Below are 15,407 nucleotides of genomic sequence, written 5' to 3'. Positions count from 1 at the left end.
TTGATGAATGTGGCCCTAATGTTATTTTCTGTTTAAAATAGCCTTAGGTAGCGGAACGTATTCTTTTTCGTCGCCGGGTACCAAAGGAAACGCGTCGTGATTCTGATCATTCCAGTTGACTTTAGCCTGATCAAGCAATTCTTTGTCTGAATTTACAAAATTCCAGAATATAAAACGCTCTTCATCAAAAGGTTCGCCACCAAAAAGATAGACCGTACCGTTTTCACTCATATCGAATTCACACAGTTTGGTATCTTTAGCGATCATCAGCTGTTTTGAACCGTAGGTATTTCCTTCTGTAGAAACTGTTCCGTCCAGTACATACATCGCTGCTTCACCGTAAAGGTCTTTTCCGATGCTTATTTTCTTTGCTTCTTTGGTTTTGATTTCGATGAAAAATAATTTGCTGTGAACAGGAACTGCAGAAGTTCTTCCGAAAGCCTCACCGGCAATCAGTTTATATTGAATTCCGTCTTCTTCCCATGTAGGAATTTCATCCGCCTCGATGTGATGAAAACTAGGTTCTGTCTGCTCCAGATGTTTCGGAAGACCTACCCAGATCTGGAATCCGTGAAGTCTTTTATCGGTGTGTCTTAAATATTCAGGCGTTCTCTCTGAATGTACTACGCCTTTTCCGGCAGTCATCCAGTTCACAGCGCCCGGTTTTATTTCAATCGCACTTCCGATGCTGTCTCTGTGGAAAATAGATCCTTCCAAAAGGTAGGTTAAAGTTGACAGACCGATATGCGGATGCGGAGGTACATCAAGATTTTGGTAGTCCTTCAGTTCAGAAGGTCCCATATGATCGATGAAAACAAAAGGTCCCACCGCTCTTTTTTCACGGAAAGGAAGAAGTCTTCCCACAAGGAAATTTCCTATATCTGCTGCTTTTTCTTCTATGATAAGTCCGATATTTGACATAATAAAGTAAATGTTTTTGAATTGTATTTAAGCCGATGATTTTTTTTAATCTGAGATTACAGTTTGTCGTAGCCTTCAAATTTTTCATCAACAATGCGTTTCCATTCCGGATGTTTCTTGATGTAGGCAAAAACATAAGGGCAGAAAGGAAGAAGCTTTTTTTCATTCTCTTCAATATAAGCCAGCGTTTTCTCTACCACAGCTACGGCTGCCCCTGTTCCGGCCAGTTCGGGATCTGCTTCTGTGTGTACCAGAGCGATCTGGTGACCCATTTCACGGTAATCGATAAAGGCAAAATGTCCGTCGATTTCTATTTCAAATCTTGTTGCTGCTTTTACAAGCAGTATATTTTCAAATTCTGGTTTCATAAATTTTTATAGGATAAATGGGTTGGCAAATCGCAAAGAGAAAAGATCGAATGTTAGAATGCTTTTCATTATTTCACTAAACCTTATAGGTTTTAAAAACCTATAAGATTTGATGCATTGATTAAACATCACATTTCAATTGAACTTTCGTATTTGCGTTTCACCAAACACCATTATATAAAGTTAATAAAAAAGGAAGAATGTAAGATTAAGAGAAATTTAAATTCTGTTAATCTTCCAGATAACCGAACTTTCCGGTATTGTAATCTTCGAAAGCCTGCATGATCTCTTCCCTTGAATTCATCACAAAAGGTCCGTGAGGATAGATCGGTTCGTTGATCGGTTCTCCGCTTATGATCAATACTATTGAGTCTTCATGAGCTTCAATGCTGAACGTTTCACCTTCATTTTTAAATAAAACAAGATGATCTGCTGCTGCTTTTTGCTCTCCATTTACGGTAATGCTTCCTTCAATGACCAATGCTGCCGTATTAAAGTTGGCCGGAAAACTAAACTCAGCTTTTCCACCTGCTTTTAATTTAGCATTCATCATATTTAATGGGGTGAAGGTTTCCGCTGGACCTTTATGTCCGCTATATTCTCCGGCAATGATTTCCACTAAACCGTTTTCACCTAGATCAACACGTTCCATCGCTGCATTTTCTATCGCCTGGTATTTCGGGCAGCTCATTTTATTTTTTGCGGGCAGATTGACCCATAACTGGACCATCTGGAAAATCCCACCTTTTTTAGACCATTCGGTTTCGTGATATTCTTTGTGAAGAACTCCTTTTGCTGCAGTCATCCACTGTACGTCGCCTTCGCCTATGATTCCGCCTCCGCCGGCGCTGTCATGATGTTCTACTTTCCCCTGATAAGCTATCGTTACTGTTTCAAAACCTCTGTGAGGATGAACGCCCACGCCTCTTGGTCTTTCCGAACCGTTGAAGTGAAATTTTGAATTGTAATCCAGCATAATGAACGGGTCCATTCTTTTCATATCCAATCCGTGTACCCCTGGTATAAAATTATGAACCCTAAAACCGTCCCCTACAAAATGGGCTGGCTTTGGAGATACTACGATTTCTACTTTTTTCGCTGTCATAATATTGTGAATTTTATATAACAAAAATACGATAGCGGGAAATCAGATACATTGATCTGTGTTAAGTTCGGTGGGTTTAAAGGCTAAGCTTGTCAGTTCTTATTCGTCCTTGGATTTCATGTTTTTTCCATCTGAAATGTGAAGTCTTCTGAAAACAAAACCTGAGATAATGGTTAATATCCCTACGGTAAGGAAAGTATAGCGGAAAGCGTTGTGAGTTTCTCCTTTAATGAGGTCTGAGCTTTCAAATAATTTTAATACAATAAGTCCGAAAGCGATCCCAAAACCGATGGCCAGCTGCTGATTAACGGATATTAATGAATTTCCGCTGCTGGTCTGGAAATTTCTAAGATCTGCAATGGATATGGTATTCATCGAAGTGAACTGGATAGAGTTGAAAAATCCTAATATGGCAATAATAGGGACGAACCAATATAAAGAAGTATGAATATCTGGAATGGCAAGAAGGCAGATCAAAGTTCCGATAATGAACGTATTCACCATCAAAGTCTGTCTGTAGCCGTATTTATCTAAAATTTTGATAACCGACGATTTCCCGAATATAGCCGTCAGGGCCATCGGGGCAATGATCCATCCGGAAGTCACCGCCGACTGTTTGTAAGCGATCTGAATCATTAAAGGAAGCAATAACGGAACTGAGCTGATTCCCAATCTTGTAGCCAGATTTCCGACAATGCCTACCCGGAAAGTTCTCACCTGGAAAAGATCCAGCGGGAAAATAGGATTTCCTCCTCTTCTTGCATGTTTGTAGTAATAGTAAAGGAATAAAAAGCCCAAAATAAATACAAAAAGTACCGGACTTATATTCTGCATATCCCCGAATAGTTCCAGTGAAATAGAGAGCAGAAGTGATGCTGCCGCGAAGATTAAGAATCCTTTTAAATCAAAATCGACATCGGTGGATTTGTAATCAGGCATATATTTCAATCCTAAAACAATTCCTAAAATTCCGATGGGAATGTTGATCAGGAAGATCCAGTGCCACGAAAGATAATCTACCATATAACCGCCGACCAATGGACCGAGCACAGGCCCAATCAGCGCGGGAATGATCGCAAAGTTCATTGCTTTCAATAATTCACTTTTATCAAAAGTTTTGATCAGTGCCAGTTTTCCTACCGGTGTCATCAAACTTCCTCCGACACCCTGAATCACCCTTGAAATAACCAAATGCGTAAGATTCTGTGACATGGAGCAAAACAGTGAACCTAAGCTGAAAAGAATCAGTGAAAAAATAAATACCTTTTTTGTTCCAAACCGATCCGCCAGGAAACCGCTGGCTGGCATGAAGACGGCCAATGTCAGAACGTAACTGATAATGGCATTCTGCATATTGAGCGGAGATTCATGAAGGTCCTTGGCGATGGAGGGCAGGGAGGTGTTCAGGATCGTGGAATCCAGCATCTGCATAAAGATGGCAGTGGCCAGGATGAGTGGAAGTATTTTTTTTACAGAGATCTGTTGCGGGTTTGTTTCTGTCATTCGGTGTAGACTGAAAACCTGATGATTTCCAGATTTATTTTTATTGGAAGAAGTGCTGTTTTAAAACAGCCTGATCCTTAGATAAAGAATTTCATATAAAATTAAAAAAGTCCTGTGAATTTTCACAGGACTTTTCAATTTATTTTCTAGGTTTTTCTACTCCTTTCCATTCGTTGCCGGCTTTTCTGTACTGGCTTAAGATGTAAGTTTTGAAATCTTTTGTTTTGTACTCGATGTTATCGGTGTTCTGTTCGAACGGCATGATATAGTAGTAGTCAATATCTGTTTTGTCTGATTTGTTTCCTTTTTTCACAGTCGGAACATATTTGGAAAACTTATAACCTGGAAGATACTGTTTTAGTCTTACGTAGAAATCTTTGTCTTCTTTTTCGTTAGGGATGATATCTATAATATTTAAGTCATCCTTTTTCTTATCAATCCACAGGTAGTAGGTCTTTTCTTCCCCTAAGTTTCTGTTTAAAGAGTTGAACGCAAACAATTCTTTAGGAACAAGCTCCTTGATTTTTTCTGGATCTACCTTAGTATAGAACTGTCCTTTAGACGGATCAACATACGTTTCAAGATTGTACATCAAAACCGAATTGTTTTCGAATTTTTTGTTCTTAAAATATTGATTTAAAGATAATTCAGCCGTTGCTCTAAGCTCTTTTCCTCTGTCATCCAGTTTTTTGGTAGGATTCTGTGGATTTACTTTTTTCACGAACTCATATAAAACGATAGGTTTTACATCTTTAAGGTGAGGATACGTTTTAAGCTGCTCTGCTTTTACCAACCAGTAGAACTGCTGATAATAGTCATCCTTATCCTGATCTTTTACAGTCTTATAAGATAAAGCAAGCTTTTTTGAATTTAAGTATTTGCCATATTTTCCCTGTCCAAAAGCAAAACTGATGGATAGTAAGGCAAATAAAACAGTAAGATTTCTTCTCATTTTTTTATAATTGATATTTTCGTTGTCCAAATATAATTATTTCTTAGATATTATTTTTGATTGTCAGTTAAATTATATTATATTATTAAGGTTTATTCAAAAGAAAATCCCGTATTGCTACAGGATTGATAAAATCTTAGATAGATGTGAGATTTCAGATATGAGATTTCAGACCAGATTAAAGCCTAGATTGAGGTTGAAAAATGTCAATTGTGAATTTTGCTTCGCAAGTGAATTGTTAATGGTAGATGCTAGATTTCAGACATCAGATTTCAGACGTGGTTCGGGATTCGGGTTTCGAGATCCAAACCAACAACTCCCTCACTCTAAAACCCTAAAACTCTCCAACTCAAACTCATCACGAACCGTAACTCGTCTCATGCACCTTCACCGCTCTTCCGCTCGGATCGTTCATTTTTTTGAAAGCTTCGTCCCATTCTAAGGCGATAGGCGTGGAGCAGGCTACCGAAGGAACGGAAGGAACTGTTGCCGCTGCCGTTTCACTTGGGAAATGCTCTTCGAAGATGGTTCTGTAACGGTATTCTTCCTTGTTTTGAGGCGTGTTTAGCGGAAATCTGAATCTTGAGTTCGTCATCATTTCGTCAGTAACTTCTTTTTCGGCAACTTCTTTTAAAGTGTCAATCCAGGAATAGCCTACACCATCTGAAAACTGTTCTTTCTGTCTCCAGACAATAGAATCCGGAAGGACGTCTTCAAAGGCTTTTCTCAGTACCCATTTTTCTATTTTTCCTTCTGCCACGTTGATCATTTTGTCTTTTGGGTTCACAGCCATTGCAATGTCTATAAATTCTTTATCCAGGAAAGGAACTCTGCCCTCAATTCCCCAGCTCATTAAAGCTTTGTTGGCTCTTAAACAGTCATATAAATGAAGCTTACCCAATTTTCTTACGGTTTCATCATGAAACTCTTTTGCATTTGGTGCTTTGTGGAAATACAGATAGCCCCCGAAAAGTTCATCTGCGCCTTCTCCTGAAAGAACCATTTTGATTCCCATCGATTTGATCACTCTTGCCAGAAGATACATCGGCGTGGAGGCTCTGATGGTGGTTACATCATAGGTTTCAAGGTGATAAATCACATCACGCACGGCGTCTAATCCTTCCTGAACGGTGAAATTAACTTCGTGGTGTACAGATCCGATATGATCAGCTGCTTTTCTTGCAGCAGCCAGATCCGGAGAACCTACCAATCCTACTGCAAAACTGTGAAGTCTCGGATACCAGGCTTCCTGAGTGTCACCACTTTCAACTCTCTGTCTTGCAAACTTCGCGGTAACGGCTGAAATCACGGATGAATCTAATCCTCCGGAAAGCAATACGCCATAAGGAACATCGCTCATCAATTGTCTGTGAACGGCGTCTTCAAGGCCTTTTCTTATTTTTGAAATATCGGTTTCGTTGTCTTTTACGCTGTCAAAGCTTTCCCAGTCTCTTTTATACCACTGCTGAAGCTCTGTGCCGTCCGGACTGTATAAAAGATGTCCCGGCAGGAATGTTTCTATGGTTTTGCAGATGCCTTCCAATGCTTTTAATTCAGAAGCTACATAATAGTTTCCGTTTTTATCCCATCCCTGATAAAGAGGGCAAATTCCCATATGATCGCGGGCAATCAGATAAATACCTTTTTCTATATCGTATAGAGCAAATGCGAAGATTCCGTTCAGTTTCTCGATGAAATCTTTTCCGTATTTTCCATATAGTGCAAGAATAACTTCACAATCTGACTGGGTCTGAAATTCAAAATCAGGAAATTCTTCTTTTAATTCTCTATGGTTATAAATCTCGCCATTCACAGCAAGAACTACTTTCCCGTCTTTGGTGAATAAGGGCTGCTTTCCTGAAGTAGGATCTACGATAGCAAGCCTCTCATGAGAAAATACGACTTTTTCATCCTGAAACACACCGCTCCAGTCCGGACCACGGTGACGGATCTTTTTTGACATTTCCAAGACCTGAGGTCTCAGTATTTCGGTCTTTTGTTTGGCATCAAACAAACATACTATTCCACACATATTGTTACTTATTTGAAGCAAAATTAGCTTTGATGTTTAAAAATAACAATAAAAAATAAATAAAAGTTAATATTTTTAACTTAATAATTTATTTCAAAGAAAAATATTAACTATTTGGTCCAATTATCGCGTATTTAATTAATTTTTTTCGCTATGAAAAAATGGGGCTTAATCCTATACAAAATTAAAATGAAATAATTAATAATATATGGTAATTTATTATATGAATTTTAGCCCTTACTTTGTGGCTCGAAATAATTTTTTTTCATCATTTGTGTTTTTACCTTCTTGCAATTCTCTTTGCAAGAAGGTTTTGTTTTATTGGGACCCTAACAGAACTCCTGAGACATTCCATGAACTGAAACTTGTGCCTTCTGAAGCTCCCTGAGGGATTTTTACCTGTATGGTATGCGTTCCCGCTTTCAGATCTCCAAGGGGGATGAAATTTGGATTCGTAACCGTTCCGGGACACCAGTTGGATCGGCTGAGGTCTGAGGAAGAAAGTCCGTCCGGAAAATTCCCTGATGCAGGGTTGTACAGGCGATAAGAACCGCAATCTGATCTCCAGGGAACAAAAGAAAATGTCATTTTTCCGTCTAAGAATACAGAATTGGCTTTCGGAACAAATTCATCTCCGTTTTCCCAACCTCCATGTCCGGTAGTGATGTATCTCAATTGGGCATTTTTCAGATCTTTTTTTAAGGTAAATTCTACAAAAAGACCTTTGTCCTTATCGAACATCGTTGAATAATCCTGACCCGCCATTTCCATAATATTTAAAGTGTTGAAAAGAGGGATTACCGTATTGTTTTTATACACCGTCTGATCACTTTTATGAATGGTGATGTCCAGACTTATTTTATGACCGCCTTTATCATAATTCCCGATGAAAGCTCCTATCCAAAGTTCTTTTTCGGAAAGGGACGGTTTTAATTCTGTGATATCCTGACGGTAAGGGCTCACCGTTTGCCAGTCTTTTCCTTTCAACTGAATATGATTGAATTTCTGAATCCCGAAAGCAGTAAAAAATCTCATCATTTCTATCGCCGGGCTGTAATTTTCAGTGGCTGTTACTCCGTAATACTGTTTTCCATTTCCATTGTCGTAAACAGGAAGCGTTTTAGCACCTTTTTCCAGTCCGTCAAAAAAAGAAGACGTTTTATCCTGAGGAATAAAAAATACGGTTCCGGTTCTGTCGTAGGCATCACCATTGGATTGCTGTTTAACTTCTACAAATATGTTTTCACCTTCCTTTATCGCAGGGAATTTTATTTTTTTAAGGATAATGGTTCCATTAGCGAATTTCTTTACGTTTTCATTGGATTTTGATTCATCTGAAAAATTGATTGTTTCATTGTCAAAAACTTTCAAAGTGGTAAAGCGACTTTTCCAAAGCAGATTCCTATATCCTAAAAGGTCGGTAGACGGTACGGATCCTTTTATAATAGCATTAATGTCTGTTTTCTTTACTTGTTTAATCGATGTTGCGGTGATCAGTGAATTTTTATTTCTTTCGATTTCCAATACAAAACCTAAACTTTGTCCTAAAACAGATGGTCCACCATTGATCTTTAAATCATTGGTATACCAGACCTCTATAGTATTGGAATTGATCTTTGTAACCGCTTTTTTACAGGAATAACCCAGGATTTTTTTCGTTTCATTGGTTAATTCAAAGGATTGTTTTCCGATGGATTCTGCATCTGGAGAAGAAATTATGTCTCCCAGCTTCAGGAAAGCATAGGAAACAACAGTATTAGAAGGTTTTTCGACCTTTGTGATTTCATATGGATAATCACTTTTCTGCTCCCTGATCTTATTGGTTAGGATAAAATTCTCTTTCGCGTTTGCCCAAACAAGAGTAGGGGACTGTTCCGTAAGAACTTTTCCGTTGGAAGAGCTGGTGTACTGGATCTCATAGGTTTGTGCATATGCAATACAGCATAAGAATAAGGCGAAGAAATTGAATAGAGCTTTTTTATACATAAGGACAGAGTTTCTGCAGAAATAATTCTACTATTTGTGCTAAGATTTTGCTGGGTTTTGAAACGATTTTACAATACAATAAGTAGTCTTTAGTGAAGCAGATGTTACATACGCCTTAAATATTCATCTAATTAAAATTTTCAACAAAAAAAGCTGCCCTGAAATAGAGCAGCTATATATATTGTATGATTGAATCTGATTAAGAAACTCTCTCGATCAACGCCATATAGAATCCATCGTAACCATGACTAGGCATTACTTTGTCATCTTTAACCAGCTTGTAACCTGAATTGTTTTTCAAAAATTCCTCTACCTGTAAATTATTTTCAGATGGTAAAATAGAACATGTGGCATACACCATTTTTCCTCCTACTTTAAGCATTTTGGAATAATCCTGAAGGATTTGCTGCTGCTCTTTTTTGATTCTGTCGATAAAATCCTGATCAATTTTCCATTTACTGTCCGGGTTTCTCTTTAAAACACCAAGTCCTGAACAAGGGGCGTCAATAAGAAGTCGGTCCACTTTATCATGAAGACGCTTGATTACTTTGTTATCAGAAATCATACGGGTTTCGATATTGTGCGCTCCCGCTCTTTTTGCACGACGCTTCAGTTCAGCAAGTTTCCACTCGAAAATATCTAAAGCCACAATCTGACCTTTATTTCCCATCAATGCAGCTAAGTGAAGTGTTTTTCCACCCGCACCCGCACATGCATCTACGACTCTCTGGCCTTCTTTTACATCAAGGAAATATCCGATTTTCTGTGAAGAAGCATCCTGAACCTCAAATAAACCTTCTTTGAAAGCGGTCGTAAGAAAAACATTCTTCTTTTCCTCAAGCTGTACAGCATCAGGATAATTTTTTACCGTATACGCTACAACACCTTCGTCAGAAAGGTCGGAGATCAATTCTCTAGGAGTTGTTTTTAGGCTGTTTGCTCTTAATACCGTAGGAGCCTGCTCATTTAAAGCGTGCATTTCCTTTTCCCACCCGGGACCTAATTCTTTTTCAAGAGTTTCAGCCAGCCATTCAGGAATAGAATGCTCGATAGCTTTTGTAGGAACGGTATTCTTTTTAAGCTTAGTAAGGATATCTGCGATTTTAATTCCGTCAAATTCCTCAAATTTTTTGTAATTGGTCTTGCTCCAAAGCAGGTACGCAATCATCAGTTTATAGATATTGGTAGGTTTTACACCTTCACCCATATAATATTCAAGACGTTTTTTCCAGCGGATAATATTATAGAAAATCTCAGAAACAACGGCTCTGTCCTGGCTTCCCCATTTTCTGTGGGCTTTTAATAGTCTTTCGATAACCTTATCGGCGTATTTATTTTTCTCGAAAAATGTTTCCTGTAAAGCATCGTGAATTCCGATCGCTAAGTTTCTGTGAATAAGTTCCATAAATTTGCTTCGCTGTTTGAATCTGCAAAAGTACGAATTATAGTTGAGAGTTGGGAGGCGGGTTGATGAGTTTGAGAATCGATAGATTTTAGTGGTTGTGGGATGCGGGGTAAGGGTTTGAGTTTGAGAGTAGGAGAGGTTGAGGGTTTTAGAGTAGGAGAGTTCGAAATTCCGAGGTGTGGGATTCGGGTTTGAGGTTTTTTTGAGTTATCGGATTCAATATATATATCAAGAAAGATTAAATGAACGACAAACATCTGGTGGCTGAGGACCTCGAAGTCACCAGTACTCATATCTGAAATCTGGCATCTTAAATTCACTCTTCACTTGCGAAGCAAAATTCACCATTGACATCTTATCATCTGAGTCTGATGTCTCGTGTCTGAAATCTTACATCTAAAACAAAAATCCTACCTTTGCAAAAATCAAAAATATGAGTGATACTGTACTTTGTCCGAAATGCAGCTCTGAATTTACCTATCCAACAGATAATATGATGACCTGTTCACAATGCTTCTATGAATGGAGTCCTGAAGAGACAGCTGCTGAAACAGCCGGTGAAGGAAAAATTCTGGATTCGAACGGAAATGAGCTTCAGGATGGAGATTCTGTAGTAGTAATCAAAGATCTTCCTGTAAAAGGTGCTCCAAAACCGGTAAAAGCCGGAACTAAAGTGAAAAATATTCGTTTAAGACCGGATAGCGACCATAATATCGACTGTAAAATTGATGGTTTCGGGTCTATGGCTCTGAAATCTGAGTTTGTAAAGAAAGCGTAGGCTTATTGCAAAAAATAAAAAAGGAAAAGATTGGACAGTGTAATCTTTCAAAAAGACTTAATTGCAGGGAGGTGCTAATGTCCGTCTCAAGGCAGAAAGAGAATTAACCAAAAATTTCCTTATGCTGTGGAAATACAAATGTAAGAAAAAGTTTTAAACGGCTTCTTAGATTTGTATTTTTTTTATCCACATATTAACAATAAGTGTAAGGAAATGTACGAGTTATGATTTTTTAATGGTGAGTTGTAAGTCCTGAATGGTGAAAAGACTGATCATAAAATTGACCCTTATCAGTTCATTAACTGCCGTGATTTCTTAGCTTAAATAAATGAAATCTTAATATTTCCTTCTAACTTTTCATCCGTATAAATAATAAGTTCTTTATTGTGGACTTTCAACTTATTCCAGTAATGGTTTCCTGCAAATCTGCTTTCCACAAGATCGGCTTCAATACCATCTTCAGAAATTTTTATTTCTTTAGGATAATATGAAAATTTAGCAAGCTGAAATTCTGCTTTTTCTTCCTCACTGAAAATATTGACTTCCCCAAAAAGTTTGGCGACATATGAATTGTAAGGACGTCTGTACGTTTCTTCCGGACTTTCGTTCTGGATCAGTCTTCCATCTTGAAGAATAACGATCTGGTCAAGCCATGGCATGATTTCCTGAAGTTCGTGGGTGGAAATAATCAGAGAAATCTGATGCTGCTTCACATATCTGAAAAGTCTTTCGCGAAGTTCTATTTTTCTTGAAAAATCCAGATTACTGAAAGGTTCATCCAAAATAAGTAGTTTCGGAAGCACAGAGAGCGCTCTGGCAATGGCAACACGCTGCTGCTGGCCACCGCTTAAATATTTAGGAAGAACATGAGCGAATTCCTGAAGACCTACCACTTCCAGAAGTTCCATGATGGTTTCTTTTTTCTGAGCTAAATTGATATTGGAAATAAATTTACCTACATTTTCAGCAACCATAGCGTAAGGCATCAGATCAAAATTCTGGGCAACCAGTTTCATTTCCGCTTCCCCGGGAACAAGATTTCCTTTCGGTCCCAAAAGACGCTTTCCGTTAAAAACAATTTCACCGCTTTCCCAGTCCAAAAGTCCATAAATCAGGTTGAGCAATGTAGACTTTCCACATCCGCTTTCTCCTGCAAGAGCAATGATTCTGCCCTCTTCAAAACCTAGATTTAGGTTCTGAAACAGGGGGTTATCTTTGGTGTGGGAAAAATATAAATTGTTTATTTCTAATAGCATAATACAAATGTAAGGTTTTTATGAAAAAATAAAATTTTTTATTATATTAGCGGAAGTAATAAAAATATATCAAAAATGAGAAAAAAACTGTTTTCTTTAGCTATTCCTGCTTTATTTGTGGCAGCTGTAGCGGTTTCTTGTAAAAAAGACAAACCGGTTACCAGCGAAAGCAATGAGGTGGCGACTACAAAAGACGGGAACCAGTATACACTGGATACATTAAACAGTAAAGTGGAGTGGAAAGGATATAAAGTATTCAAGTCTGAAAGCACAAGCCATTTCGGAACCATCAAGTTTGAAAGTGGTGATGTAACGGTAAAAGATGGAAAACTTGAAAGCGGAAAATTTGTTGCTGATATGGCTTCTCTGACTTCCGTAGATCTGAAAGACGATGCTGAACAGTTAGGAAAACTGAACGGTCATCTGAAGAGCGGAGACTTCTTCGAAGTGGAAAAATTCCCGACGGCTTCATTTGAGATTACAAAAGTGACTCCGTCTACAGAAGGAGATTACAATACGCTTCTTGATGGTAATTTAACGATCAAAGGCATTTCAAAACCGGTTCAGTTTAAGGCCAATGTCTCTGTAAAAGATGGAGAAGTAAGTGTGGCTACCGAGCCTAAGGATATTAAAAGAGAAGAGTTTGGCGTGAAGTTCCAGGCTCCTGCTGAAAACGGCGTGATTAAGGATGAGGTAACTCTTCAGATCAGCGTTAAAGCTTTAGAAAAGAAATAATTTTTTTATTTAAGTGAAATAAGTGATTGAAGTCTGCCTCCGATAAAGGGGCAGATTTTTTTATCACAGATTCATTATTAAACTTAAAAAACGTATTTTTGCAAAACATTTTGAAAGGGTAAAACAATGATAGAAAAGATAGAAGAACTACTTACCGAAGTAAACAGCTTCAATGCTACGTCTAAAGAGGAAATTGAAAACTTCCGAATTAAGTATAATGGTAAAAAAGGTGTTCTGAATGATTTTTTTGAAAAATTTAAAGAAGTTCCAAACGACCAGAAAAAAGAATTCGGACTGAAGATCAATTCTTTGAAACAGGCTGTCGCAGGAAAACTGGAAGATCTGAAAGATTCTTCCCAATCTGCTATTATCACAGAAAAAGAAGATCTTACAAGACCTGCTTTTCCATTGGATCTTGGGTCCAGACATCCGATCAATCTGGTGAAAAACAGAATTATTGAAATTTTCAAATCAATTGGTTTCGCAGTAGCCGACGGTCCTGAAATAGAGGACGACTGGCATAACTTTACGGCGCTGAACCTTCCTGAATACCATCCGGCAAGAGATATGCAGGATACTTTCTTCATTGAGCAGAATCCTGATGTCCTTTTAAGAACGCATACTTCTTCCGTTCAGATCCGTTATATGGAAGAAAATCAGCCGCCAATCAGAATTCTTTCTCCGGGAAGAGTATTCAGAAATGAGGCTATTTCTTCACGTTCACACTGTATATTCCATCAGATCGAAGGTTTGTATATTGACGAGAATGTAAGTTTCGCAGATCTTAAGCAGACGATCCAGTTCTTTACGACTGAGCTTTTCGGAAAATCTAAGATCAGAATGAGACCTTCTTATTTTCCGTTCACGGAACCTAGTGCGGAGATTGATGTATATTGGGGATTAAACTCTGAGACCGATTACAGAATCACAAAAGGAACAGGCTGGCTGGAAATCATGGGTTGCGGAATGGTAGATCCTGCCGTTCTGAAAAACGTGAATATCGATGCTGAGAAATATTCCGGATACGCTTTCGGAATGGGTATTGAAAGAATCACGATGCTTCTTTATCAGATGAGCGACATCAGAATGTTCTTCGAAAATGATATCAGAACTTTAGAACAGTTTAAATCACTATAAAAAATAAACCTCCGGAATTTCCGGAGGTTTTTGTTTTTAATTACTGACCTAAGAAACAAAACGTAATTAAAAACGATTTTATTGAAAATTTACAACGTGTATTGTCTTATTCATGGGCAGAGAAATATAAATACGGATTCTTATTTTTCTGAAACTCTGTCACGCTGAGCGGAGTCGAAGCGTTACATTATATTTCGGATTCATCGGTATACATTCTTACGTCTGCTGTTATTAATAAGACAACCGGAAGTTGAGATGTATTACATCGTTAACACAAAAAATACCGGAAAATTTCTTTGCCGGCATTTTTATATTTTTAAAACTGATTATCTTCTTTATTTAAGATACTTTAAAGGGTATTTCACATTTTTAAGATCGTCAATACTTGCTTTCAGGGATCCTACAGCCAGTTCGGCTTTCAGAAGCATTGGGATGTGGTTGGCATCATTGGTCACCCACATCGTAACCCCTTCTTTTTCCTTGAAAACCCTTCCGCTTTTGACAGACGGAATAATTTTAAGACAGTTGATCGTCCCGAATTTTGTTTTCAGATCTTCATTGCCTGTTACTTTCAGCTGAAACGGAAACATTTCATCGTCTATCCAGACATTCATATTGATCACGGTTCCTACTTTTAGCTCGCTTGTACTTTTGCTTCTCAGATAATAAAAGCAGGAAAGCATATCCTGAACCCCTTTGATGGATTTCATGACCTTTGAGCCATTAGCAGGTGTCTTTTTATCAGTTAATATTAAAGTGTGATTATCGTGGTTGAAAACAGTCTCAAAATGCTGACGATAGCTGCCTTCACGCACATTTCTTACATAAAAACTGGGAAGACCGGTATCTGTATTGATAAAACTTTCATAGAGATCTTCTACTTTAAAGAAGGCTTTTACAGCTCCGGTAGTCTGTCCTGTGCCTTTAACGTAGAGATGGGGAGCGCCCATATAAGTCGTTTTTTTTGTGGTAAGATTGGCGGTTCCGGCATTCAGGATTCCGTAGTGGATTCTGAAGGTAATAGACTCGCCGTCAGCAATATTATCGATCTGAGCGTAACTCAACAGGAACGTAAATACTGCAAAAAAACTTAAAATTTTCTTCATGGTATGACATTTAACAAAAACACTGCCAAATTTAAGATCCTTAAGTATTTACAGAGATTTGATAAATCTCAGGTTTTTATTTAGAATCAATTAAATAGGCTTCGCATTAAAATTAGTAAATTT

The 15,407-nt window shown here is 38.0% G+C and carries 13 protein-coding genes; 3 read left to right on the top strand and 10 right to left on the bottom strand.

Going from position 1 to position 15,407, the window contains the following annotated elements:
* Positions 1-21: 21 nt before the first annotated feature.
* The 8 genes from N0B48_RS04790 to N0B48_RS04755 all read right to left on the bottom strand — a co-directional run bounded on the left by N0B48_RS04790 (position 22) and on the right by N0B48_RS04755 (position 10,272).
* The gene (locus N0B48_RS04790) at positions 22-921 is read right to left on the bottom strand and encodes a pirin family protein (protein ID WP_259837123.1); all 900 of its coding nucleotides are present in this window, start codon (positions 919-921) and stop codon (positions 22-24) included.
* A gap of 56 nt (positions 922-977) precedes the next feature.
* Complete coding sequence (locus N0B48_RS04785) at positions 978-1,289, bottom strand: GNAT family N-acetyltransferase (protein WP_259837122.1); 312 nt, start codon at positions 1,287-1,289, stop codon at positions 978-980.
* A 229-nt stretch (positions 1,290-1,518) separates the two neighbouring features.
* Complete coding sequence (locus N0B48_RS04780; RefSeq protein WP_259837121.1) at positions 1,519-2,394, bottom strand: pirin family protein; 876 nt, start codon at positions 2,392-2,394, stop codon at positions 1,519-1,521.
* A gap of 99 nt (positions 2,395-2,493) precedes the next feature.
* The gene (locus N0B48_RS04775) at positions 2,494-3,897 is read right to left on the bottom strand and encodes an MFS transporter (RefSeq protein WP_259837120.1); all 1,404 of its coding nucleotides are present in this window, start codon (positions 3,895-3,897) and stop codon (positions 2,494-2,496) included.
* A gap of 139 nt (positions 3,898-4,036) precedes the next feature.
* Entirely contained in the window at positions 4,037-4,849 is an 813-nt protein-coding gene (locus N0B48_RS04770) for a hypothetical protein (RefSeq protein ID WP_259837118.1), read from the bottom strand.
* 358 nt (positions 4,850-5,207) lie between these two features.
* Complete coding sequence (asnB, locus tag N0B48_RS04765) at positions 5,208-6,881, bottom strand: asparagine synthase B (protein ID WP_259837116.1); 1,674 nt, start codon at positions 6,879-6,881, stop codon at positions 5,208-5,210.
* A 318-nt stretch (positions 6,882-7,199) separates the two neighbouring features.
* Positions 7,200-8,867, bottom strand: a complete 1,668-nt coding sequence (locus N0B48_RS04760) for a GLPGLI family protein (protein ID WP_259837115.1) — start codon at positions 8,865-8,867, stop codon at positions 7,200-7,202.
* Between the two features lie 199 nt (positions 8,868-9,066).
* Complete coding sequence (locus N0B48_RS04755) at positions 9,067-10,272, bottom strand: RsmB/NOP family class I SAM-dependent RNA methyltransferase (RefSeq protein ID WP_259837113.1); 1,206 nt, start codon at positions 10,270-10,272, stop codon at positions 9,067-9,069.
* A gap of 433 nt (positions 10,273-10,705) precedes the next feature.
* On the opposite strand from N0B48_RS04755, the gene N0B48_RS04750 reads away from it, so the two are divergent.
* Positions 10,706-11,050: a zinc ribbon domain-containing protein YjdM gene (locus N0B48_RS04750; protein ID WP_076506582.1), complete on the top strand. Its 345-nt coding sequence runs from the start codon at positions 10,706-10,708 to the stop codon at positions 11,048-11,050.
* Between the two features lie 320 nt (positions 11,051-11,370).
* Here N0B48_RS04750 and N0B48_RS04745 read toward each other — a convergent pair whose 3' ends face one another.
* Positions 11,371-12,306 carry a sulfate/molybdate ABC transporter ATP-binding protein gene (locus N0B48_RS04745; RefSeq protein ID WP_259837110.1) on the bottom strand — a complete coding sequence of 312 codons (936 nt, stop codon included), beginning with the start codon at positions 12,304-12,306 and terminating at the stop codon, positions 11,371-11,373.
* A gap of 75 nt (positions 12,307-12,381) precedes the next feature.
* Between N0B48_RS04745 and N0B48_RS04740 the strand changes: the two genes are divergently transcribed.
* The gene (locus tag N0B48_RS04740) at positions 12,382-13,041 is read left to right on the top strand and encodes a YceI family protein (RefSeq protein WP_259837109.1); all 660 of its coding nucleotides are present in this window, start codon (positions 12,382-12,384) and stop codon (positions 13,039-13,041) included.
* 126 nt (positions 13,042-13,167) lie between these two features.
* Positions 13,168-14,178 carry a phenylalanine--tRNA ligase subunit alpha gene (pheS, locus tag N0B48_RS04735; RefSeq protein ID WP_259837108.1) on the top strand — a complete coding sequence of 337 codons (1,011 nt, stop codon included), beginning with the start codon at positions 13,168-13,170 and terminating at the stop codon, positions 14,176-14,178.
* A 335-nt stretch (positions 14,179-14,513) separates the two neighbouring features.
* On the opposite strand, the gene N0B48_RS04730 is transcribed toward pheS, so the two are convergent.
* Entirely contained in the window at positions 14,514-15,284 is a 771-nt protein-coding gene (locus N0B48_RS04730) for a DUF3108 domain-containing protein (RefSeq protein WP_259837107.1), read from the bottom strand.
* Positions 15,285-15,407 lie beyond the last annotated feature (123 nt).

This window comes from Chryseobacterium herbae (assembly GCF_025154075.1).
GTDB classification, from domain to species: Bacteria; Bacteroidota; Bacteroidia; order Flavobacteriales; family Weeksellaceae; genus Chryseobacterium; species Chryseobacterium herbae.
Note: the sequence above shows the minus strand (reverse complement) of the source record. Positions and strands in the feature narration are given on the sequence as shown.

Bases quoted from the DNA above. Each gene is read 5' to 3' on its own strand.
- N0B48_RS04785 (WP_259837122.1), bottom strand. From the start codon at position 1,289: ATGAAACCAGAATTTGAAAATATACTGCTTGTAAAAGCAGCAACAAGA.
- N0B48_RS04790 (WP_259837123.1), bottom strand. From the start codon at position 921: ATGTCAAATATCGGACTTATCATAGAAGAAAAAGCAGCAGATATAGGA.
- N0B48_RS04750 (WP_076506582.1), top strand. From the start codon at position 10,706: ATGAGTGATACTGTACTTTGTCCGAAATGCAGCTCTGAATTTACCTAT.
- N0B48_RS04770 (WP_259837118.1), bottom strand. From the start codon at position 4,849: ATGAGAAGAAATCTTACTGTTTTATTTGCCTTACTATCCATCAGTTTT.
- N0B48_RS04730 (WP_259837107.1), bottom strand. From the start codon at position 15,284: ATGAAGAAAATTTTAAGTTTTTTTGCAGTATTTACGTTCCTGTTGAGT.
- N0B48_RS04740 (WP_259837109.1), top strand. From the start codon at position 12,382: ATGAGAAAAAAACTGTTTTCTTTAGCTATTCCTGCTTTATTTGTGGCA.
- N0B48_RS04775 (WP_259837120.1), bottom strand. From the start codon at position 3,897: ATGACAGAAACAAACCCGCAACAGATCTCTGTAAAAAAAATACTTCCA.
- N0B48_RS04780 (WP_259837121.1), bottom strand. From the start codon at position 2,394: ATGACAGCGAAAAAAGTAGAAATCGTAGTATCTCCAAAGCCAGCCCAT.
- N0B48_RS04760 (WP_259837115.1), bottom strand. From the start codon at position 8,867: ATGTATAAAAAAGCTCTATTCAATTTCTTCGCCTTATTCTTATGCTGT.
- asnB (WP_259837116.1), bottom strand. From the start codon at position 6,881: ATGTGTGGAATAGTATGTTTGTTTGATGCCAAACAAAAGACCGAAATA.
- N0B48_RS04745 (WP_259837110.1), bottom strand. From the start codon at position 12,306: ATGCTATTAGAAATAAACAATTTATATTTTTCCCACACCAAAGATAAC.
- N0B48_RS04755 (WP_259837113.1), bottom strand. From the start codon at position 10,272: ATGGAACTTATTCACAGAAACTTAGCGATCGGAATTCACGATGCTTTA.
- pheS (WP_259837108.1), top strand. From the start codon at position 13,168: ATGATAGAAAAGATAGAAGAACTACTTACCGAAGTAAACAGCTTCAAT.